Origin of the sequence: Mesorhizobium sp. BAC0120 (assembly GCF_033542235.1) — a bacterium.
Classification (GTDB): Bacteria; Pseudomonadota; Alphaproteobacteria; order Rhizobiales; family Rhizobiaceae; genus JAWRCU01.
This window is the reverse complement of record NZ_JAWRCU010000007.1, coordinates 193,651-213,597: the sequence shown is the minus strand read 5'-3', so window position 1 is coordinate 213,597 and position 19,947 is coordinate 193,651. Positions and strand designations below refer to the sequence as shown.

Sequence of the window (19,947 nt, the reverse complement as noted above, 5' to 3'; positions counted from 1 at the left end):
GGGACGCTCTACGGAATGACGGCCATCGAATCGCCCTGCATCCTCGTCTGCTCGATCGACATGAAGACCGGCTATTGCTTCGGCTGCGGCCGCACGCGCGACGAGATCTCCGGCTGGATATCGATGACGCCGGATGACCGCCGCGCTATCATGGCCGAGCTGCCCGCCCGGCTGGAAACCGTCGAGCGCCGACCGCGCCGCGAGACACGACGCGCTCGCATGGCGCGCGAACGGGGTGAAACCGCTTGAGCCGCACAAACCTGTTCTGGATCGCGATGGCCGCGATCGGCATCGGCCTGATCCTGCTGATCGCCAGCGACACGGCGGGAGGCGGTCTCGGCACGTCTTCCAACAGCGTCGGCCAGGCGCTTTACCTCGGCATCTGGGGCCTGGTGCTGGCAGCCGGCATTCTCGGTTCGGGCCGGCGGCTCGGAGACATTGCCCGCAGCCTCGGCCTCTGGGTGCTTGCGATCCTCGCCTTGATTGCCGTCTATCAGTACCGCTACGAGTTGCAAGATGTCGCGAACCGGATTACCGCCGGGCTGATCCCGGGCAGCCCGCTCTCCATCAGCGACGACGGCAACACGGTGATGCTGGAGAAGCTTGCCAATGGCCATTTCGGCGCGCGCGGCGCCGTCAACGGCAAGACCGTCGACTTCATCGTCGACACGGGTGCATCCGCCAGCGTGCTAACCCTCGCGGACGCCCGCCGGGTCGGCTTCGATACCTCAGCGCTCAATTTCAACGTTCCGGTCGAGACCGCGAACGGCAGTGCCCGCGCTGCGGTAGTCGTCGCCGACACGCTGAGCGTAGGCACCATCACGCGCCACCGCGTTCCTGTCTTCATCACCGAGCAGGGCTCCATCGGATTGAGCCTGCTCGGCATGAATTTCATCGGTACCCTGTCCGGTTTCGATGTACGCGGCGACCGGATGATCCTGCGCGACTAGTTCGACACGCCGGAAGTCAACAGATCAGTCGCCGCGGAGGGCAACCGCTTCTCGTAGATGTGGTCGATGAGACCCCAGGCCTTTGCCTCCTCGGCATTCATGAAGTAGTCGCGATCGAGCGTGCGCTCCACCTCTTCCAGCGTACGGCCGCAATGTTTCGCGTAAAGCTCGATCATACGCCGCTTGACCTTGATGATATCCTGCGCATGCCGCTCGATATCCGAAGCCTGCCCCTGGAAACCGCCGAGCGGCTGATGGACGACGACGCTCGAATTGGGGAGCGCGATCCGCAGCCCCGGCGTGCCGGCCATCAGGAGGAAAGAGCCCATCGAGCGGGCGGTGCCCATGCAGACCGTCGAGACCGGGCAATTGATGTATTGCATGGTGTCGTAGATCGCGAAACCGCTGGTCACCACGCCGCCGGGCGAGTTGATGTAGAGCGAGATCTCCTTCTTCGGATTGTCCGATTCCAGCGACAGGAGCTGCGCGCAGACCAGCGCGGAGACATTGTCGTCGATCGGTCCGTTGAGGAAGATGATGCGCTCCCGCAGGAGCCGCGAGAAGATGTCGAAGGAGCGCTCGCCGCGGCTCGACTGCTCGATAACGACCGGGACAAGATTGGCTATGCTCATGGCGGACCTCTACAATTGGTTTGTTGTCGCGGGCTCTTGTCGCAAACGGTGCGACGCTTTCGCGGTCTCGCTCAGGCGGCCAGCCGAAGCTGCATCAAATTGTCGTTCGCGGCCGTGGCGGTGACACGCGGTATGGTTGCGATTGCCGTGACGGCCTGTGCTTCGTAGCGAACCTCGTGGACGATCCTGAGATGCGTTCCTCCTCTGTCAGTTCCGGCGATCTCGAACGTCACCGTCGAATTCAGGCGATTGCGGCGAGCCTCAGCATCGCGCCAGCCAAAGCTGATCGACCGTTGCGGCTCGACTGACAGCACTTCGCATTCGATCTCCGTCTCGGGAGAGTCCCGGAAGGCAAATTTCTCTCCGGCTTCAGGAACAAGATCGGTCGGCAGCAGCCATTCGGAAACGAACTCGGGCGTGGTCAACGCGCGCCAGACCTTGTCCGGGGGCTCGGGCAAGTCGCATTCGAATGCGATCGAACGCGATTCCTCGTCTTCTTTCCGGTGTTTGCTCTCGCTCATTGATCCATTTCCTTCAGAACTGTCTTGAGGCGCTCGATCCTGTCGGGCCAGAAGTTGCGATAGCGATCGATCCAGGCGAGCAACGGGTCGAGCGCTGCCGGATTCGCCGCATAGAAAGTGTTGCGGCCCTCGCGCCGCTCGGCCACAAGGCCAGCCTTTCGCAGCTGCGCCAGATGCTGGGAAATCGCTGGCTGCGAGATATCGAAGCCCTTTTTCAGCGCGCCGACGCTCATCTCGCCGGAGGCGAGCCTCTCGAACACCGCGCGACGCGTCGGGTCGGCCAGGACACGAAAGATTTCCGATTCCATGCCTGATTTATAAGTCGATACTTATCGGTTTGACAAGGGCGAGCTCAGACTTCCTTTGTCAGCACCTTGTCGAACTGCTCCAGAGCCCAGTCGATCTCTTCCTTCTTCACGACTAGCGGCGGGGCGATGCGGATCGTGTGGCCATGCGTGTCCTTGGCAAGCACGCCGAGGTCTTTCAGCGCGTAGCAATATTTGCGGGCACCGCCGGCTTCCGCGTTGAGCTCGACGGCCAGCATCAGCCCACGCCCCCTCACCTCCTTCACGAGGTTCGAGCGGATCGATTTCAGGCCGGCCATGAAATATTCGCCCATGGCCGCCGAGTTCTCGATCATCCCCTCTTCGACGAGGACCTTCAGCGCTGCACGCGCGATCGCGCAGGCGAGCGGGTTGCCGCCGAAGGTCGAGCCGTGCTGGCCGGGCTGGAGCACGCCCAGCACCTCCGAGTTGGAGAGCACCGCCGAAACAGGATAGTAGCCGCCGGACAACGCCTTGCCGACCAGCGTCACATCGGCCTCGATACCTTCGTGCTCTTCGGCAAGCAGCCTGCCGGTGCGGCCGAGCCCGGTCTGGATCTCGTCGAGGATCAGCGTGACATTGTTTTTCGTGCAGAGCTCGCGCACGCGGGTGAAGTAACCGGCGGGCGGGATGATCACGCCTGCCTCGCCCTGGATCGGCTCGACGAGGAAGGCAACGGTGTTGGGCGTGATTGCCTTCTCGAAGGCCTTCGCGTCACCGAAGGGCACGATGACGAAGCCCGGCGCGAAAGGCCCGAAGCCGCCGCGGGCATCCGGATCCGTCGAAAAGCCGACGATGCCCATGGTTCGGCCGTGGAAATTGTCGGCGGCGACGATGATTTCGGCTTTGCCTTCCGGCACGCCCTTCACTTCGTAACCCCATTTGCGAACAGCCTTGACCGCGGATTCCACCGCCTCGGCGCCGGAATTCATGGGCAGCACCTTGTGCGAGCCTGTCAGCGCAGCGATCTCCTCGTAGAATGGTGCAAGCTGATCGTTGCGGAAGGCACGCGAGGTGAGCGTCAGCTTCTTCGCCTGCTCGATCATAGCGGCAAGGATTTTCGGGTGGCAGTGGCCCTGGTTCACGGCCGAATAGGCCGACAGGCAGTCGAGATATCGCCTGCCCTCGACGTCCCAGACCCACACTCCCTCGCCGCGCGACAAGATCACATCGAGCGGCTGATAGTTGTGCGCGCCGAGACGATGCTCGGTCGAGATGAAATCGTCAGCAATCATCATATTCACTCTCACCAAACTCTCATGCCGGCTGGGTCGGCCGATCGAAGATGCGGCGGCCGAACAGGCTGGCGGCCAGCTCGACCATGACGCGGGCGCTCTTTCCTCGGTCGTCGAGGAACGGATTGAGCTCCACGAGGTCGAGCGAAGCCACGAGGCCACTGTCACACAGCATCTCCATGACGAGATGTGCCTCGCGGAAGGTTGCCCCGCCCGGCACAGTGGTGCCAACGCCGGGCGCCACGTCCGGATCGAGGAAATCGACGTCGAGGCTCACGTGAAGGAGCCCCCGCGCCTCGGAGACGGTGCGGATCACCTCGCGGATGATGGCTGCCGCCCCCCGCTCGTCGAGCGCGCGCATGTCGAAGACGTTGACACCACGCAGTCCGACCGCATCGCGCTCGGGCGGATCGATGGATCGGATGCCGAGCTGGAACACATTCTGAGGCGCCACCAGCGGCCGGTCCGCTGCCAGAATGCCATCAAAGCCGCCCTCGCCGCAAAAGAACGCAACCGGCATGCCGTGCATGTTGCCCGAAGGCGAGGTCTGCGGCGTGTTGAAATCGGCATGCGCGTCGAGCCACAGCACGAAAAGCGGCCGGCCTGCCTCCGCTGCATGGCGGGCGATGCCGGAGACGCTTCCCATCGACAGGCTGTGATCGCCACCGAGGAACACCGGGAAGGCGCCGCGTCGCATCGACTGGTAGCCGCCAGCTTCCAGTGCCCGCGTCCAGCCAGCAATCTCCGCGGCGTTGCGAGCTTGACCCGGTAAGCGGATATCCGGAACGGCGGCCGGCGTCAGGTCGCCCCGGTCCACGACTGCATAGCCGAGCGAAGCCAGCGTGGCATCGATGCCGGCGACCCTCAGCGCCATCGATCCCATCACGCAGCCGCGCCGCCCAGCGCCGGCCTCTACCGGCGCGCCGATCAGCTCGATTGTCCGCGAAGCCATGTCCAAACCGCCCGACCAGTCCTTTGTTGAGGTACCTGGCCCAATATGGCGCGAATCCACTGTCACCAGACACACGAAGTTCTGGCAGTTTCGCGCAGTTGATTGTACATTTTGACAGGCAGCAATCGGCAGTTTGGAAAGAAGATGGACGATCTCGATCATAGGCTCATCGGCCTGCTGCGAGACGATTCGCGACTTCCGGTCGCAAGCCTCGCTGCCGTAACCGGCGTCTCGCGCGCGACGATCAAGGCACGCATTCACCGCCTGGTCGAGAACGGCACCATAGAAGCCTTCACCATCCGGCTCGGCGCCGAACTGCGGCAGGCGGCGGTCCGCGCGATCGTGCTGATCGAGGTCGAGGGAAAGGCGGCGGACCACGTCGCGCAGCGTCTCCGTGGCCTGCCGGAGGTCCGCGCTCTTTATAGCACCAATGGCCGCTGGGATTTCGTCGCCGAGTTGGAGGATCGCGACCTCGCCTCCTTCGACGAGACGCTAAGAAGGCTAAGGCTCATCGACGGCATCCGGACGACGGAAACGAACATCCTGCTCAATGCGCGGAAACGCGCGACGCCGTGAGCTCAGGCAGCCTCCCGGCTGCCGGCCGACAAGTCTACCGCGGCGAAGGCGGCGTGCAACACATCCGGCCGGGCACCTGGCCTGGTCGCTTCGCTCGACAAGATCTGACGCCAGCGGCGAGCGCCGGGAAGGCCGTGAAACAGTCCGACCATGTGCCGGGTGACCTGTGAAAGCCGGCCGCCAGCCGCTATGTGGCGGGCCGCATAATCGGACATCGTCTCGATCAGGCCAGCCCAATCCGCGTCGTGAGGCTGGTCGCCGAAGATCAACGGATCCGCCTCGGCGAGCAGGCCCGGCGTGTGATAGGCGGCACGGCCGAGCATCACGCCGTCGACATACTGCAGATGATCCACAGCCGCATCGAGCGACTGGATACCCCCATTGATGCCGACGAAACGATCGAGGTGCCCCCCTTTCAGACGGTAGACACGGTCATAGTCGAGCGGGGGGATATCGCGGTTCTCCTTCGGCGACAGGCCCTGCAGCCAGGCTTTGCGCGCATGCACCCAGAGCGCGTCGGCGCCGGCCGTCCATACCGCGTCGGCCAACTCGTCAAGAGCAAGCTCCGGATCCTGCTCGTCCACCCCGATACGGCACTTCACCGTGACAGGAATTGCGACCGCCCGCTTCATCGCAGCGACACACTCGGCAACAAGAGCGGGTGTGCGCATCAGGCAGGCGCCGAACGTGCCGGACTGCACCCGGTCCGACGGACAGCCGACATTGAGGTTGATCTCGTCATAGCCGAACGCCTCGCCTATCCTTGCCGCTTCCGCAAGCTTGGCCGGCTCGGAGCCGCCGAGCTGCAGCGCAACAGGGTTCTCTTCAGCATCGAAGCCGAGCAGCCGCGCGCGATCTCCATGGATGACCGCATCGGCCACCACCATCTCGGTATAGAGCAGCGCACGGCGCGTGAGCTGGCGATGGAAGAAACGGCAGTGCCGATCCGTCCAGTCCATCATGGGTGCGACGGCCAGACGCAATTCCGCGCAATTTCTGAATTTTCCTTTCATCATAGCGGCTTAGTCGGGTTTTATGCAGTAAATTTCCAGCGCAACTCTGTCGAGCTTAGCCCATTTATACGGCCTAAGCGCAGCAATGCTGTAGCGAAGGCGCTCATGCTGTAGCGCAATCGAGACCGACAGCCCAGGGCCAGAATCTTTGCTCCTGAACGAAAGTGATGAGGTCGCAATCCACCGGGCCTTTGGATCGGATCAGAGATAATAGCTCAGTTGAAGTGCGCAAGGCGCGCCAGACCGCGGCTCGCGAGAAATGCATGGGCAGCTTCGGGGCCGGGATAGGAGGACCAAGGCGCACCAGGATGCATTACCGCAATCGCAGACACTGCCGACGCGAAGATCAGCGCATCCTCGATCTCCATTTTTCGGCACAATGCGCTCGCTAGAGCCGCCGCAAAACCATCTCCCGCACCGATCGTATTTCGCGCTTCCACTTCGAAGGCCGGGACGCCAACGACCTGACCCTCCCAAAAACAAACTACGCCGCGACTGCCCTGAGTCATGACCACGTTGTGTAAGCCCCATCGTCCGGCCAGGGCACGCACCAATTCGGCGGGCTTCAGCCCATCTGCTTCGCTGCCGAGCAGTTCCATTGTCTCGGTTTCGTTCGGTATCAGGATATCAATGCCGTCGAGATCGTCGCGGCCAAGGGGCTGCATCGGGCCCGGCGTGACCATGGCGCGAACGCCCTCCTCCGAGGCGATCCGCGCCGCCTTCAAAGCGGCGGCAAGCGGTATCTCGAACTGCGTCAGACAGAAGCGGTGGCGCGCGATGACGTCGCGATTGGCCTCGACGAATTCGGCAGTTACACCGGTATTCGCTCCAGGGTCGGTAACGATGACCGACATGCCGGACGGTTCGATCAATGCAACAGAGACCCCCGTCGGCAAGACTGGGTGGCGCGCAACATGACTGACATCGCAGCCTTCCGAGGCGAGCATTCCCATGGCTGCCTGGCCAGGCTCGTCGGATCCGATCATGCCCACTAAAGTTGTCGATGCCCCTAGCCGGGCGCTGCACAATGCCTGGTTCGAGCCCTTGCCGCCGTCATCGAGGACGCAAGCTCGGTAGTTGCTTCCCGAAACGGTTTCGCCCGGCCGCGGCAGCCGATCACAGTCAATGTAGCTGCCATAGACATGGCTACCGACTACGACGATGTCAGAAGTTCTCACACCAGCACTCTCCGTTACGCGACGGAGGATAGTCCGGAAATATGTTGAATCAACATTTTTCTAGGCGATGCGTAAATCGACACCTTCGAACAGAGGCGCAAAGGGCTTGGGCGGAACCCTGTCGGTCACCACGATACCCACGGCGGCTGGTTCCACCACGCGCACCAGCCCGCGCCGCCCGAACTTGGAGGCATCCACTGCCAGCACCGGGATCTCCGCGCGCGAGACGACAAGCCTGGTGAACTCCGCCTCGGCCACATTGTTCGCCATCAGACCGTCGACTGGATCCACACCCGCAACCGAAAAGATCGCATATTTGACCCGGAAGCTGGCCATATAGCCGGCGGCGGTGTGATCGAGCGCGGCGCCGTCGGCCGGCGTCAGCCTGCCGCCTGCCATATAGACCGCATTATCCTCATGGAACGCCAGAGCGCGCGCCACATCGACGGAATTCGTCACGACAGTCAGGCGCCGCTTGGCACTCAGCGCTTGAGCTACATAGGTCGCAGTCGTTCCAGTCTCTATGATCAGCGCATCGCCATCCTGGACGAACGAAGCGATCGCCTCGGCGATTCGGCGCTTGCCCTCACTGTTGTCTTTCATGCGCTCGTGGAAGGTCCCGTCCGTCACGAGTGGCGGGAGAGTCACCCCTCCATGAATCTTGCGGACGAGCCCGCGCGCCTGCAATTCCCTGATGTCGCGGCGAATGGTTTCCCCGGTCACGCGGAGCTCTGCCGACAATTCCGCGATTTCCAGTGAACCGCCGTTCGCGACGCGATCCAGGATCAACGATTGACGCTTTGTCTTTGAGGCCACCCCTGCACTCCTTTTCCACAGATCATGCCGCACCGAGGGCGAGTCGGCAAGAAACAGGGTTGCTTTGTTTCCAACCAATGATATGTTGATACAACATTCTGGACGTCGGCGCGTCTTGCCGATGTCATTGCATGAAGGAGATAAGCTTGACCTGGGACGAGATGATGGAGCTCGCGCCGGAGCATCTGGCTGAAAAGTCGCGCTTGCCACTTAGGATCTACGATCAAGCTCCGGACATGTTCCGCGATCTCGCCCAGGAGATCGCAGACCTCATCAAGCGCAACAACGCTGAGGGGCGCCCGACCGTGCTGATCCTGCCGGTAGGGCCGAAAAAGCACTACCCGCTGCTGGTTGAACTGACCAACCGCGAACGCATTTCATGGCGCAACGTCACCTGCTTCAACATGGATGAATGGATGGATTGGCAGTGTCGCCTGCTGCCGCTCGACCATCCATGGTCTTTCAAAGGCTACATGATGCGCAACCTGTTCCAGCGCATCGATCCCGAGCTGCAGCCCAGGCCGGAGAATCTGTTCTTCCCAAACCCCGAGAACATGACCCGCTATTCCGAGTGGATTGCCGAGCGTGGTGGCGCGGATCTCTGCTATGGCGGCTTCGGCTATTCCGGCCACATCGCCAACAATGAGCCACCCTTTTCCCGCTGGTGGCACATTTCACTGGACGACATGCGCCAGTCGACGACCCGCATCCTGCCTTTGAACGACGAGACCCTCGTCGCCTTTGCTCACCGTTCTGCCGGCGGGGACACAAAGACGATTCCGCCAATGGCGGTGACGATCGGCATGAAGGATATCCTGTCCTCGCGCCGGCTTTTGCTCATCAGCGACGGCGCCGCCTGGAAGCAGCACACATTGCGCGTTCTGCTCATGCATGAGCCTACGGTCGCGTATCCATGCACGCTGGCGCAGGAGCATCCCGACTGCGAAGTCTGGGTCGATCGCGCCACGGCCGAGCCGCCCTCCCGTATCCTCAACGACTCCTGAGTCCCCTGCCCGCGATGGCTTCCGGTCACCCCCTATTCCCTCTCGAGATAGAGGGAATCTCGAAGCGGTTCGGTGCCGTCGCGGCGTTGACCGATGTCAGCCTCAGGCTCGAGCAAGGCATTTGTCTGGCGCTGCTTGGCGAGAACGGCGCGGGCAAAAGCACCCTTATGCGCATCCTGGCCGGGGCGATCCAGCCGGACACGGGCAGAATTACCGCGGCGGGGCAGAAGCTGGTGCTCCCGGACGCGCGCGCCGCACAGCGAGCCGGGGTCTATCTGTGCCACCAGGAGCTTCAGACGGTGCCGCAGATGACCGTGCGGCAAAATCTGGAGCTTGGCAGCGAAACCACCAGCTTCGGATTCGTGCGCAAGGCTTCGGGGCTGGAAACCGTGACCCGCGAATTGCGTTCGCTCGGCTTCAGCAGAGACTTGGACACAGCGATGGGGGAGCTCAGCATCGCCGAGCGCCAGCTTGTCCTCATAGCCAAGGGCCTGCGTGACGAAACCCAGCTCGTCATTCTGGACGAACCAACCGCCGCCCTCGCCCCGGCCGAGGTCACGCACGTGACCGCGTTGGTACGTCGGCTCGTCACGGCGGGCAAGTCTGTCGTCTACATCTCCCATCGCCTCGACGAGATCGGTCATGTCGCGGATCGCGTTCTCGTCCTGCGCGATGGGATGATCGTCGGCGAATTGCCGCCCACGGCTTCGGAGGAACTTGTAGTCAAGAAGATGGTCGGACGCGAGATCAGGGATCTCTACCCCCGCCGCGAGCGCACGCCTGGGGAACTCGTCCTCAGCATCAAAGACCTTCACACCGCCGGCGCAAGCGGCATCGACCTCGAACTTCGTGTCGGCGAGATCGTGGGCGTGGGCGGCCTGGTGGGGGCCGGCCAGAAACCTCTCGCCCAGGCGATCTACGGCCGGCAGCCGCTGATTTCGGGCGAGATCCGTGCGGGCGGCGATTCCCTGCGCAACCATACGGTCGCGGATGCGGTGCGCGCCGGCATCGGCTATGTCGGTGAGGATCGCCGGCACGAAGGGCTGGTCCTCACCCATTCCATTCTCGACAACATCACCCTTCCGATCGCGCGCCAGGAAAGCTTTGCGGGCTTTCTGAAAAACCGTCGGCTGGCAGCGACGGCAGCCGAACTGGCCGCCACTTTGCATGTCCGGAGCGCCGGGCTCCAGCAGCCTGCCGGCGAGCTGTCCGGCGGCAACCAGCAGAAGATAGTTCTGGCGAGAGCGCTGGCGACGAAGCCACGCACGCTTATCCTCCTCGAGCCCACCCGAGGCGTGGATGTCGGTGCGCGCGCGGACATCTATCAGCTCCTCGACGACCTCACCCGCCAAGGCCTCGGAATCCTGCTCATCACCAGTGATCTCTCCGAGCTGCTCGGCCTGAGCGACCGCGTCGTCATGCTCTATCGGGGCACAGTGAGCGGCCATGTCTCGAAGAGCGAAGCCAATGCGGAGCGCCTTGGCGCGCTCGCCACCGGACAGGGAGCAAGACAATGAACGATGTAGCCGGTGCGCAGCGCATCAACGGTGAGCAGATGCTGAAATTCCTCCGCAGCTACGGTCAGATCGGGGTCTTCGTGATCCTTCTCCTGGTCCTGAGCTTCTTCACACCGCGGATGCTCACGGAGGTGAACCTCGTCAATCTCGCGAGGCAGACCAGTATCATTGCTCTGGTCGCAGCCGGGCAGACGCTTGTCATCCTCATCGGCAGCATCGATCTATCGGTAGGCGCTGTGCTGGCGCTCGCGGCCGTCGTGTTTGCAGGAGTACTTCAGGACGGCTTTTCCTTTCCCGTCGCCTTGCTCGCTGCAATCGCCGTAGGCGGAGCTGCGGGGCTGATGAACGGCATTCTCGTCGCACGCTTCCGCCTGGCCTCCTTCGTGGTCACTCTGGCGATGCTGTCGGTCGCGAAAGGGCTCACGCTGATCTATACCGGCGCAAGCCCCATCGCGATCACCAATCCGACCGCATTGATCATGGGCCAAGACCGCTGGTTCGGACTACCTGCGCCGATCTGGCTCGCGATAGCAGTCTATCTCGTCCTGTGGGTCGTGATGAGGGCGACCATCTTCGGTCGCTACGTCTATGCCATCGGCGGAAATGAGGAAGCTGCCGTCCTTGCCGCGGTTCCGGTGGTTAGGAACAAGATCTACGTCTTCACGATTGCCGGCGTGCTCACCGCTTTCGCCGGAGCCGTGCTGGCATCGCGCCTCGGCTCAGCCGTTCCGACAGCCGGGGACGGCATGGAACTCATTGCCATCACGGCGGTGGTCCTGGGAGGCATCAGCCTGCTCGGCGGAGAGGGGCGCGTGTGGGCCACGATCGTCGGCGCTGCTCTGCTGAACCTCATCTCGAACGCGCTGAACCTGCTCAACGTCAACTCCTATTACCAGGCAGTGGCGACGGGCTGCATCGTCGCGGCGGCAGTGCTCGCGGACCGCTACCTGCGCGCCTCCACAAGGCGCTGACCTAAAGAACTGACCATCAGCAAGGAGGAAGTAGCAACTATGAAGAAACTTCTGGCAGCGTCGGCCATGATGCTCATGGCATCCGTGGGAGGCGCGTGGGCAAAGGATGCATACAAGATCGGTTTCATCTATCCGACCTTGAACAACCCATTCTTCGTGGACCAGTCGAAGGGCGCGGACAAGGCTGCGGCCGAAAAGAACGCCACGATGATCCATCTCAGCGGCGACAACCAAGTCTCCAAGCAGGTGCAACAGATGGAGGATCTCATCGCGCAGGGCGTCGACGCGATCGTCGTGCAGGCGGTCGACACGGCCGGCATCGTCAGCGCGGTGAAGGAAGCCAACGCTGCAGGCATCCCCGTTTTCACCACTGGTGAACGCATCCAGGGCGCAGAGGTGGTCACGGCCATCTTCTTCGACAACATCGAGTCGGGCGAGCTCGGCGGACGCTGGATCTCGGACAATCTTGAAGGCGGCAACGTTCTCGAGCTGGTCGGCATTCTCGGCACGGAAACCGCCCGACAGAAGTCGGAAGGCTTTCAGAAGGGACTGAAGGAAGGAAAGAACGGCGCGAAGTTCAACCTGGTCGCTTCGCAGCCCGCCGAGTACGATCGCACCAAGGCGGTCCAGGTCACCGAAAACGTCCTCCAGGCCAACGACATCGCCGTGGTCTATGCGGCAAATGACGAGATGGCGCTCGGCGCCGCGCGAGCAGTCGAGGAAGCCGGGCTAACCGGCAAGGTCGCCATCATTGGCAATGACGGCACATCCGATGCCATCGAGGCCGTCAAGAAGGGAACGATGGCCGCCACCATCGCTACCCCCGGCTACCTGCAAGGCTTCATTGCGGTGGAGACCGCTCTGCATCATCTGGGCGACGGCAAGGTTCCCGCGGTGATCCCCGAGCAAAGCACGCCGATCACCAAGGAGAATGTCGAGCAGGCGGACGCGGTGCTTCACGGCACGGAGCCCGACCAGCGTTATTGGCGCGCCCTTTACGACAAGTGAACCTCTGCGGGCGGTCGACAAGGCCGCCCGACTTTCTTGACAGGAAAAACGATGCAACCCAGCAAAGCTAAGCAGCTCGTCGAGCGCTACAGGTCGCAGCTCATCGATCTGACGGTGGCTCTCGTTAAGATGCCGACCGAAAACAAGGTTCCATCGGGCACGGAAGCGCGGGGACAGGCGGTGCTCCAGGAGTTCCTGGCACCGTTGGCGGGTGTTTCGATAGATCAGTTCGAGCCTGACGCCGTCGAGGGGGCCGTCGCGCATCCAGACTGGTGGCCCGGCCGAGACTATGCCGGGCGGCCGAACCTTGTCGCTACTCTGCCCGGCGCCGGAAACGGTCGCTCGCTCGTCTTCAACGGGCATATGGACACCGTCACGAGAGCGCCGCTCCCGTGGGAAACCGGCGACCCGTTCTCGGGCCTGATCCGCGGCAACAAGCTCTACGGCCGGGGCTCCTATGACATGAAGGCCGGTGTCGCAGCCTGCGCGACCGTGCTCAAGATCCTTGCAGATGAAGCCATCGCACTGCCCGGCTCCGTCATCCTGCAAAGCGTCGTCGACGAGGAGAATGCGGGCGCGAACGGCACGCTGGCGGCGATCCTGCGGGGGCACGTCGGCGATCTTGCGATCATCCCGGAACCGACCAACATGGAAGTTTGCCCGCATACGCGTGGCGGCCAGGTGTTCAATCTGATCGCCAAGGGACAAGGCGGCGTCGCCTATGGCGGCGAGACGACCGTGAACCCGATCGTGCTGCTCGCGGAAGCGATCCGCCGGCTGCAGGCGTATGAGGACAGCATCAACACACGCGTGCATCCGGGATTGTTCGCCGGTGAGAGGCACCCGCGCGATCTCGTCGTATCCAAGATCGCGGCGGGCGATGAGCCTGGGGGCAACATCGGCGTTCCGGTAGTCGCAACGGCTGAGTTCTTCATCCAGACCTTGCCGGGTATGACCGAGGCCGAATTGCAATCCGAACTTCGCGCAGCGCTCGGCGACCTGCTGGTGCAGAATGGGGGAGCGGTGGAACTCCAGCCGGCCAGCCGGTATCTTTCAGGTGCCGACACGCCGGTCGATCACGATGGCGTCGCTGTGCTGCTGTCGGCATATGACGATTTGAGCGGAAGGCGCCACGAGCCGGTCGGAGCGACTTTTGGGGGTGACGGATATCTGTTCAACCGGTATTCCGCTGGTCCCAGCCTGCATTTCGGCCCGCGCGGCGGCAACGCACACGGGCCGGATGAATTCGTCGAGATCGACTCGCTTACGGAGCTCACTGAAGTGCTGCTGCTGACAGCGATACGCTGGTGCTCCTGAGCCGTGGCGGGAAGCAAGCGAGCCGATCCGCTTCGCCGCCGCGACGCTCCGTCTCCTGCTGCCTTCATCGCCTCCGGGAACATTGCGCGCAGCCGGCGCGACAATGCCTCGCAAATGCCGCGCTCGGTGATAGTCCGCTCGCCATACGCGCTGGCGTCACTTCACCGTAGAAATTGCGACCGCCCGCTTCATTGAGCGACGCACGCGCCGACGAGAGCCGGCGTGCGCATCAGACGGGTGCCGAACGTGCCGGGCTGCACACGGTCCGACGGGCGCCGACATTGGGGTAAACCTCGTCATAGCCGAACACGTCGGCTGTTTGTGCCGCTTCCGCGAGCTTTGCCGGCTCACCCGCAGTGAAGCCTCGCGTCTTCGACGCCGCCGGCACCTACGATCATGATGCCTTCAGCAGCCTGGCGTCTTTCGCCGGATTCTCCGTATCGGCTTGGCCGAAGCTGCGCCAGGCCGAAGGCAACCCAGCTTCCCAACGCATGAAGTCTTTGAGCAGCCACTCGCGTTCCGGCATCGGCACTTCCGACATCGGCGGCAGCACGCGCGTCCAGCCGGCCCGTCCGGTGACGGATGCGAGCACCGCTTTCACGGAGGCGGCAAACGGCCGACGCGAGAGGATGAAATCGCCCGACAGCAGTGCCGGCAGCAGCTTGCGGCGGTCAAATGCGGTGGGCGCGTCGAACATCGCCCGCATCAGCCGCGGCATGACGTTGCCTAGTCCACAGATCGTGCCCCGCGCGCCGGCAGCCAGTGCCTGCGGAAGATGGACTTCGGTGCCGGTGTAGATCGAAAGATGCGAGAAGCGGCGGATCAACGCTTCGGTGAAATCGAAATCGCCACCGCTGTCCTTCACGCCGCTGATGATGCCTGGAAAATCCTCGTCCAGTCGGCGGATGACGCGCGGCGTGATTGGCACGCCACAGATATCCGGAAAGTGATAGAGGCAGAGCTGCAGGTCGGCGCGTGCGATGCGGTCGATGACCTTCGCATAGAACCTGAACGTGCCCTCCTCCGTGATCCCGCCGCGATAGACGCAGGGCGGCATCAAGAGCACGCTGTCGACCCCGTGGTCGAGCGCGTGCCGCGCGAGTGTCACGATATCCGGTATGGCGAGCGCGCCGATCGACACGATGATCTGCGCCGGCGGAACGCGGGCCGCCATGAGGCCTTCGAGGCCGCGCATCCGATCCTCAATCGGAAACTCCATTCCCTCGCCCGTGGTGCCGAAGATCGCAATGCCGTCACAGCCGGCGGAAAGCAGCATACCAACATGGTCGGCAAGCAGGCCGAGATCAGGATGGAAATCCTCGGTGACCGGCGTGGCGGCGGCCACCAAAAGGCAATCGGACTTCGGCAGCACCTTGTTGTCGGTTTTCATCTGGGCTCGCATGCGCACTGTCTCAAGATATGCAAAATGATGATTGATTGCAGATTGTCAACATTCAGCTTGACGGTCGGACTGAACGGTGGAAACATCGCAGCGTCAAGTCGTGCGCATGCTGGCCGACAACCAACAAGACAAAGAGGGGCAGGAACAATGAGCAGGCAGAGATCGTCTTTTCTTCATCGGACCGTCGGTCGGCGGGCGGTCATTGCAGGTGCAGCAGGTCTGCTGGCGGCACCGTTCGTGTCACGCCTCGCCTTCGCGGCAGGTCAGCCGATCCGCATTTCCACGCCGGGTTCCGATCAGGAGTGGCAGTCCAAGGCGCTGGTCGCCTTCAAGGATGCTCTGGAAAAGGAGGCGCCGGGCGCCTTCGACGTGCAGATCCACTTCAACGGCACCCTGTTCGGCCAGGGTACCGAGATCGAGGCCATGCAGCGCGGGAACCTCGAGGTCGGCATGATCTCGCCGCAGGACATAGCCGAGCTAATCCCGGAATATTCGATCTTCACGACCGGCTACCTGATCCGCGACCTCGCCCACCTCGACGCAGTCTATGACGGTGAGATCGGGACAGAATACAAGGAGCGGGTTGCCAAGGAGCTCGATCTTCGCATCCTGCGCAGCCAGTATATCGGCGCACGCCATGTGGTTCTCAGGCAGGAGCGCGACGTCAAGACCCCCTCAGATCTAGCCGGAGTCAAGCTGCGCATGCCGGGCTCCGAAGCCTGGCAGTTCCTCGGCAATGCCCTCGGCGCCAGCGCGACGCCACTCGCTTTCGAGGAGATCTACCTGGCGATGCAGACCGGCACGATCGACGGCCTGGAGAACCCGCTGCCTGACATCATCTCGAACAAGTTCTACGAGGTCGCCAAGCAGATTGTCCTCACTGGGCATATGGTTGCCAACACCTTCTTCACCTTCTCCGACAAATTCTGGAGCACGCTCGACGACTCCGAGAAGAAGGCGATCGAAAACGCCGAAGCTGCCGCCAAGAAGTTCAATGACGACGGCGTCGTTGCAACCGAGAAGGAGGCTGTGAGCTTCCTCCAGGGCAAGGGCCTGAAGGTCACCACGCCGGATGTCGCAGCCTTTCGTGGTCAGGTGCTTGAGGCGTTCGCCCAATCCGATTTCGCCAAGAGCTGGCCGGACGGTATGCTGAAGCGTATCGAGGCAGCCTGATGTTCGCTTCCGGCGCCCAAGCACCCGCAATGGAACTGTGGGCGCGCCGCTGGCGCGTCTTTGCCGAGCTGGTGGCAGCGGTCGCGTTCGCTGCCATGTTCGCCGGCTTCATTATCCAAATCGTCAGCCGGTATGCGTTCGACCGCCCGGTCTCGTGGTCGCTCGAGTTGTGCTCCATCGCCTATGTGTGGGTGGTGTTCTGGACCTGCGACATTCTGGTCTCGGAGCGCCAGCACATCGTCTTTGACGTGCTCTATCAGCAAGTCCCGTTGCGCAAGCGGCGCCTGCTCGCGGTCTTCAACACGGCCTCCTTGGGCGCGACCTTCCTCGCGGTGCTGCCAGCGACGATCGGCTACGTAATTTTCATGGGCCGCCGGCATTCGACGGTGATGCATGTCCCCATGAACCTTGTCTACGCTTGTTTCGCCGTTTTCGTTGCCGCGGTGGTCATTCAAGCGGCAGTCCGACTCAGGCGACTTCTGAGACCCGGTTGGGAAGGGCAGCTCTAAACAGCCCGCCCGAGCAAGCACCTGAAGATCAGAAGAGCTATCATGTCCTTCGCCGCCCTCCTCATGTTCGTGCTCTTCTTCGCCTGGATGCTCGTCGGCATGCCGATCGGGCATGCAATGCTGGCGGCCGGCATCGTCTACCTGCTGGTCACCGGACAGGATCTCGGCCTGGCCGCCTCGCAAAGCCTGAACGGCATCTATTCCAGCTTCGTGCTGATGTCGGTGCCGCTGTTCATCTTCGCTGCCGAGCTGATGAATGCCGGCAAGATGACGGACCGCATGTTCGGATTCGCCAACCTGCTGGTCGGACGCCTCCGCGGAGGGCTCGCGCACGTCAACGTCGTCTCAAACGTCATCTTCGCCGGCATGAGTGGGAGTGCGCTGGCCGATGCGGCCGGGCCAGGCAAGATCTCCATCGATATGATGATCAAGGCCGGCTACAAACCGAGCTTTGCCGCCGCGCTCACCGCCTGTGCCTCGATCCTGGGCCCTATCATCCCGCCCTCCATCCCCATGGTGATCTATGGCGTGATCTCCGGCACTTCCATCGGCTACCTCTTTCTCGGCGGCGTGATGCCCGGGCTGCTGATCGCGACCGTGCTCATGGGCTACATCGCGCTGGTCGCGCGCCGCAAGAATTTTCCGACGCAGCCCATGCCCTCCCGCAAGGAGGCCGTCGCCATCATTGGAGACGCCGCGCCGACGCTGACGCTCCCGGCGATCCTGCTGGGCGGTATCTATTCCGGCGCCGTGACTCCGACCGAGGCGGCGGCAGTGGCCGCCTTCTGCGCCCTGGTGCTTGCCCTCTTCTGGTATCGCAGCCTCTCGCTCAAAGCGCTCTTCCGCATTCTCGTGGAATCTTCGCGCTCGACCGCGATCGTGGCCATCACGATAGCGGGTGCTCTGGTGATGAACTGGGTGGTCGCGTCGGAGCGCATTCCCGCCGCGCTCGGCACGTGGATGGTGTCGATGGACCTGTCGCAGTCATCATTCATGCTCTTCGTCACGGTGCTGTTCCTCATCCTCGGCGCGCTGGTCGACACGATGCTGATGCTGCTGATCGTGATTCCGATCCTGATGCCGACAGTTGGCGCGCTTGGTATAGATCCCGTGCATTTCGGCGTGGTCTCGGTCGTCAACATGATGATCGGCCTCATAACGCCACCCATGGGGCAGCTCGTTTTCCTGATCTCCGGCATCACCGGCATCAAGGTCGCCGACATACTGAGCGAGGTTTGGTGGATGCTCGCACTACTGATCGCCACGCTGTTCGTGCTGGTCTTGGTACCCTCGATCACGCTCTGGCTACCGATTCAGGCCGGCTATCAGCCGGTCGGCTCTTTCCACTGAAGCGCGAATACTGGACCCGTACATGCCCGCCATGAAGGAACTCGTAAAAGGCGTAGACCGCTACCGCCACTACATCGGCGGACAATGGGTGGATTCCACAATCAAGGAATGGATCGACGTGGAGAACCCGGCAACCGAGGCCGTCATCGCCTCCGTGCCGAAAGGTGGCGAGGACGACGCCGATCGCGCTCTAGTCGCGGCGCGGGCGGCGCAGCCCGCATGGGAGGCCCTGCCTCCGGCCACCCGCGGCCAGCTCCTGAAGGACCTCGCCCGTCTCATCCTGGAAAACCGCGAGCGGCTCGCCCGCATCGTCGTTGCCGAACAGGGCAAGCCCATCCAGGAAGCGCGCGGCGAGGTCGAGAGCGCGGCGCTCTATCTTACCTATGCCGCCGAAGAGGCGCGCCGCATCACAGGCGATATCATCCCTTCCGACGCGCCGAACGAGCAGATCTGGATCCAGCGCGTCGCACATGGCGTTGTAGTTGGGCTGACCGCCTGGAACTACCCAGCTGCACTGATGTGCCGCAAGATGGGCCCGGCATTGCTGGCCGGCAATACGATCGTCATCAAGTCCCACGAAGGCACGCCGATCTCGGCATTGGAAATCGCCCAGCTCTCGTCGCAGCTCGACTTCCCTCCCGGCGTTATCAACGTGGTGAGTGGCACCGGGGAAGGCATAGGTGCTGCACTGGTGCGCCATCCGATACCACGCCTGATCACCCTCACCGGCTCGGTGCGGGCCGGCAAGGACATCTTCCGCGCCGCTGCGGACGACCTGAAGCTGCTGCGCCTGGAGCTCGGCGGCAAGGCGCCGTTCGTGGTCGCCGAGGACGCCGATATAGGCGCCGCCGTGCGGGCGGCAGTGCTGTCGCGCTTCGAAAATTGCGGCCAGATCTGCATCTGCAACGAACGCATGTATGTGCATCGCCGCATCGCTGACGAGTTCCTCGAGAAGTTCGTGCGTGCGGTAAAGTCAATCAAGGTGGGCGACCCTACCACCATGGTCGATGTCGGCCCCAAATTTAGCAGGCCGGAACTCGAGAAGGTCGAGCACATGGTCGAATCTGCCCGCGAGGCCGGCGCCAAGCTGCTGACGGGCGGGCGCCGCCTCCATGAAGGCGAATTCACTCGCGGCCACTGGTATGAGCCGACGGTAATGACCGTCACCGACAACCAGATGGGCATCATGCAGGACGAGGTGTTCGGGCCCGTGGTACCGGTCATGACGGTGGACGATTTCGACGAGGGGCTGCGGCTCGCCAACGAGTCACGCTACGGCCTGTCGGCCTACGTCTTCACCAAGGACATGCGGCGCATGATGCGGCTGGTCCACGAGCTGAAATTCGGCGAGATCTATGTCAACCGTCCGGGCGGGGACGCAGTGCAAGCGCACCACGCCGGTATCCGCGACAGCGGCATCGGCGGTGAGGACGGCAAATACGGAGTTGACGCCTACTTTCAGAAGAAGACGATCTACGTCAACTATGCCTGACGGACATT

At 62.8% G+C, this 19,947-nt stretch carries 21 protein-coding genes and 1 pseudogene; 12 read left to right on the top strand and 10 right to left on the bottom strand.

Going from position 1 to position 19,947, the window contains the following annotated elements:
* The first annotated feature begins 15 nt into the window (after positions 1-15).
* Entirely contained in the window at positions 16-249 is a 234-nt protein-coding gene (locus SAZ10_RS18145) for a DUF1289 domain-containing protein (protein ID WP_318610757.1), read from the top strand.
* Positions 250-275: 26 nt separating this feature from the next.
* Positions 276-950 carry a TIGR02281 family clan AA aspartic protease gene (locus SAZ10_RS18140; RefSeq protein ID WP_318610827.1) on the top strand — a complete coding sequence of 225 codons (675 nt, stop codon included), beginning with the start codon at positions 276-278 and terminating at the stop codon, positions 948-950.
* Here SAZ10_RS18140 and SAZ10_RS18135 read toward each other — a convergent pair.
* The 5 genes from SAZ10_RS18135 to rocF all read right to left on the bottom strand — a co-directional run bounded on the left by SAZ10_RS18135 (position 947) and on the right by rocF (position 4,613).
* The gene (locus tag SAZ10_RS18135) at positions 947-1,582 is read right to left on the bottom strand and encodes an ATP-dependent Clp protease proteolytic subunit (protein WP_318610756.1); all 636 of its coding nucleotides are present in this window, start codon (positions 1,580-1,582) and stop codon (positions 947-949) included. The genes SAZ10_RS18140 and SAZ10_RS18135 overlap by 4 nt on opposite strands.
* Positions 1,583-1,653: 71 nt before the next feature.
* Positions 1,654-2,103 (bottom strand): SRPBCC domain-containing protein, encoded by a 450-nt coding sequence (locus tag SAZ10_RS18130; protein ID WP_318610755.1) that lies wholly within the window; start codon positions 2,101-2,103, stop codon positions 1,654-1,656.
* Complete coding sequence (locus tag SAZ10_RS18125; protein WP_318610754.1) at positions 2,100-2,411, bottom strand: metalloregulator ArsR/SmtB family transcription factor; 312 nt, start codon at positions 2,409-2,411, stop codon at positions 2,100-2,102. The genes SAZ10_RS18130 and SAZ10_RS18125 overlap by 4 nt, the downstream gene beginning before the upstream one ends.
* 44 nt (positions 2,412-2,455) lie before the next feature.
* On the bottom strand, positions 2,456-3,664 hold the full coding sequence (gene rocD, locus SAZ10_RS18120) for an ornithine--oxo-acid transaminase (protein WP_318610753.1): 1,209 nt from the start codon (positions 3,662-3,664) through the stop codon (positions 2,456-2,458).
* A gap of 19 nt (positions 3,665-3,683) precedes the next feature.
* Positions 3,684-4,613: an arginase gene (gene rocF / locus SAZ10_RS18115; protein ID WP_318610752.1), complete on the bottom strand. Its 930-nt coding sequence runs from the start codon at positions 4,611-4,613 to the stop codon at positions 3,684-3,686.
* A 144-nt stretch (positions 4,614-4,757) separates the two neighbouring features.
* Here rocF and SAZ10_RS18110 point away from each other — a divergent pair, with 144 nt between their 5' ends.
* Entirely contained in the window at positions 4,758-5,189 is a 432-nt protein-coding gene (locus SAZ10_RS18110; protein ID WP_318610751.1) for an Lrp/AsnC family transcriptional regulator, read from the top strand.
* A gap of 2 nt (positions 5,190-5,191) precedes the next feature.
* On the opposite strand, the gene dusA is transcribed toward SAZ10_RS18110, so the two are convergent.
* The 3 genes from dusA to SAZ10_RS18095 form a co-directional block, all read right to left on the bottom strand.
* The gene (gene dusA, locus SAZ10_RS18105) at positions 5,192-6,202 is read right to left on the bottom strand and encodes a tRNA dihydrouridine(20/20a) synthase DusA (RefSeq protein ID WP_318610826.1); all 1,011 of its coding nucleotides are present in this window, start codon (positions 6,200-6,202) and stop codon (positions 5,192-5,194) included.
* Positions 6,203-6,417: 215 nt separating this feature from the next.
* Positions 6,418-7,380: a ribokinase gene (locus SAZ10_RS18100; protein ID WP_318610750.1), complete on the bottom strand. Its 963-nt coding sequence runs from the start codon at positions 7,378-7,380 to the stop codon at positions 6,418-6,420.
* Positions 7,381-7,440: 60 nt separating this feature from the next.
* Positions 7,441-8,196, bottom strand: coding sequence for a DeoR/GlpR family DNA-binding transcription regulator (locus SAZ10_RS18095; protein WP_318610749.1), 756 nt, complete (start codon positions 8,194-8,196; stop codon positions 7,441-7,443).
* 146 nt (positions 8,197-8,342) lie between these two features.
* On the opposite strand from SAZ10_RS18095, the gene SAZ10_RS18090 reads away from it, so the two are divergent.
* From SAZ10_RS18090 to SAZ10_RS18070, 5 genes are read left to right on the top strand one after another with little or no spacing between them, the layout of a single operon-like run.
* Complete coding sequence (locus SAZ10_RS18090; protein WP_318610748.1) at positions 8,343-9,200, top strand: hypothetical protein; 858 nt, start codon at positions 8,343-8,345, stop codon at positions 9,198-9,200.
* Between the two features lie 14 nt (positions 9,201-9,214).
* Positions 9,215-10,717 (top strand): sugar ABC transporter ATP-binding protein, encoded by a 1,503-nt coding sequence (locus SAZ10_RS18085; protein WP_318610747.1) that lies wholly within the window; start codon positions 9,215-9,217, stop codon positions 10,715-10,717.
* Positions 10,714-11,688, top strand: a complete 975-nt coding sequence (locus tag SAZ10_RS18080) for an ABC transporter permease (protein WP_318610746.1) — start codon at positions 10,714-10,716, stop codon at positions 11,686-11,688. The genes SAZ10_RS18085 and SAZ10_RS18080 overlap by 4 nt, the downstream gene beginning before the upstream one ends.
* 39 nt (positions 11,689-11,727) lie before the next feature.
* Positions 11,728-12,696 (top strand): sugar ABC transporter substrate-binding protein, encoded by a 969-nt coding sequence (locus tag SAZ10_RS18075; RefSeq protein WP_318610745.1) that lies wholly within the window; start codon positions 11,728-11,730, stop codon positions 12,694-12,696.
* Positions 12,697-12,747: 51 nt separating this feature from the next.
* The gene (locus SAZ10_RS18070; RefSeq protein ID WP_318610744.1) at positions 12,748-14,013 is read left to right on the top strand and encodes a M20 family metallopeptidase; all 1,266 of its coding nucleotides are present in this window, start codon (positions 12,748-12,750) and stop codon (positions 14,011-14,013) included.
* A gap of 194 nt (positions 14,014-14,207) precedes the next feature.
* Here SAZ10_RS18070 and SAZ10_RS18065 read toward each other — a convergent pair.
* Both SAZ10_RS18065 and SAZ10_RS18060 read right to left on the bottom strand, forming a co-directional pair.
* Positions 14,208-14,362, bottom strand: a pseudogene (locus SAZ10_RS18065) (tRNA-dihydrouridine synthase); the annotation flags it as partial.
* A gap of 45 nt (positions 14,363-14,407) precedes the next feature.
* Positions 14,408-15,403 carry a dihydrodipicolinate synthase family protein gene (locus SAZ10_RS18060; protein ID WP_318610743.1) on the bottom strand — a complete coding sequence of 332 codons (996 nt, stop codon included), beginning with the start codon at positions 15,401-15,403 and terminating at the stop codon, positions 14,408-14,410.
* Positions 15,404-15,562: 159 nt separating this feature from the next.
* On the opposite strand from SAZ10_RS18060, the gene dctP reads away from it, so the two are divergent.
* From dctP to aldA, 4 genes are read left to right on the top strand one after another with little or no spacing between them, the layout of a single operon-like run.
* On the top strand, positions 15,563-16,588 hold the full coding sequence (gene dctP, locus SAZ10_RS18055) for a TRAP transporter substrate-binding protein DctP (protein ID WP_318610742.1): 1,026 nt from the start codon (positions 15,563-15,565) through the stop codon (positions 16,586-16,588).
* On the top strand, positions 16,588-17,097 hold the full coding sequence (locus SAZ10_RS18050; protein WP_318610741.1) for a TRAP transporter small permease: 510 nt from the start codon (positions 16,588-16,590) through the stop codon (positions 17,095-17,097). Before dctP ends, SAZ10_RS18050 begins: the two co-directional genes overlap by 1 nt.
* 42 nt (positions 17,098-17,139) lie before the next feature.
* Positions 17,140-18,447, top strand: coding sequence for a TRAP transporter large permease (locus tag SAZ10_RS18045; protein ID WP_318610740.1), 1,308 nt, complete (start codon positions 17,140-17,142; stop codon positions 18,445-18,447).
* 22 nt (positions 18,448-18,469) lie between these two features.
* A complete protein-coding gene (aldA, locus tag SAZ10_RS18040; protein WP_318610739.1) occupies positions 18,470-19,939 on the top strand; it encodes an aldehyde dehydrogenase in 1,470 nt (489 codons plus the stop codon).
* The last annotated feature ends 8 nt before the right edge of the window (positions 19,940-19,947 follow it).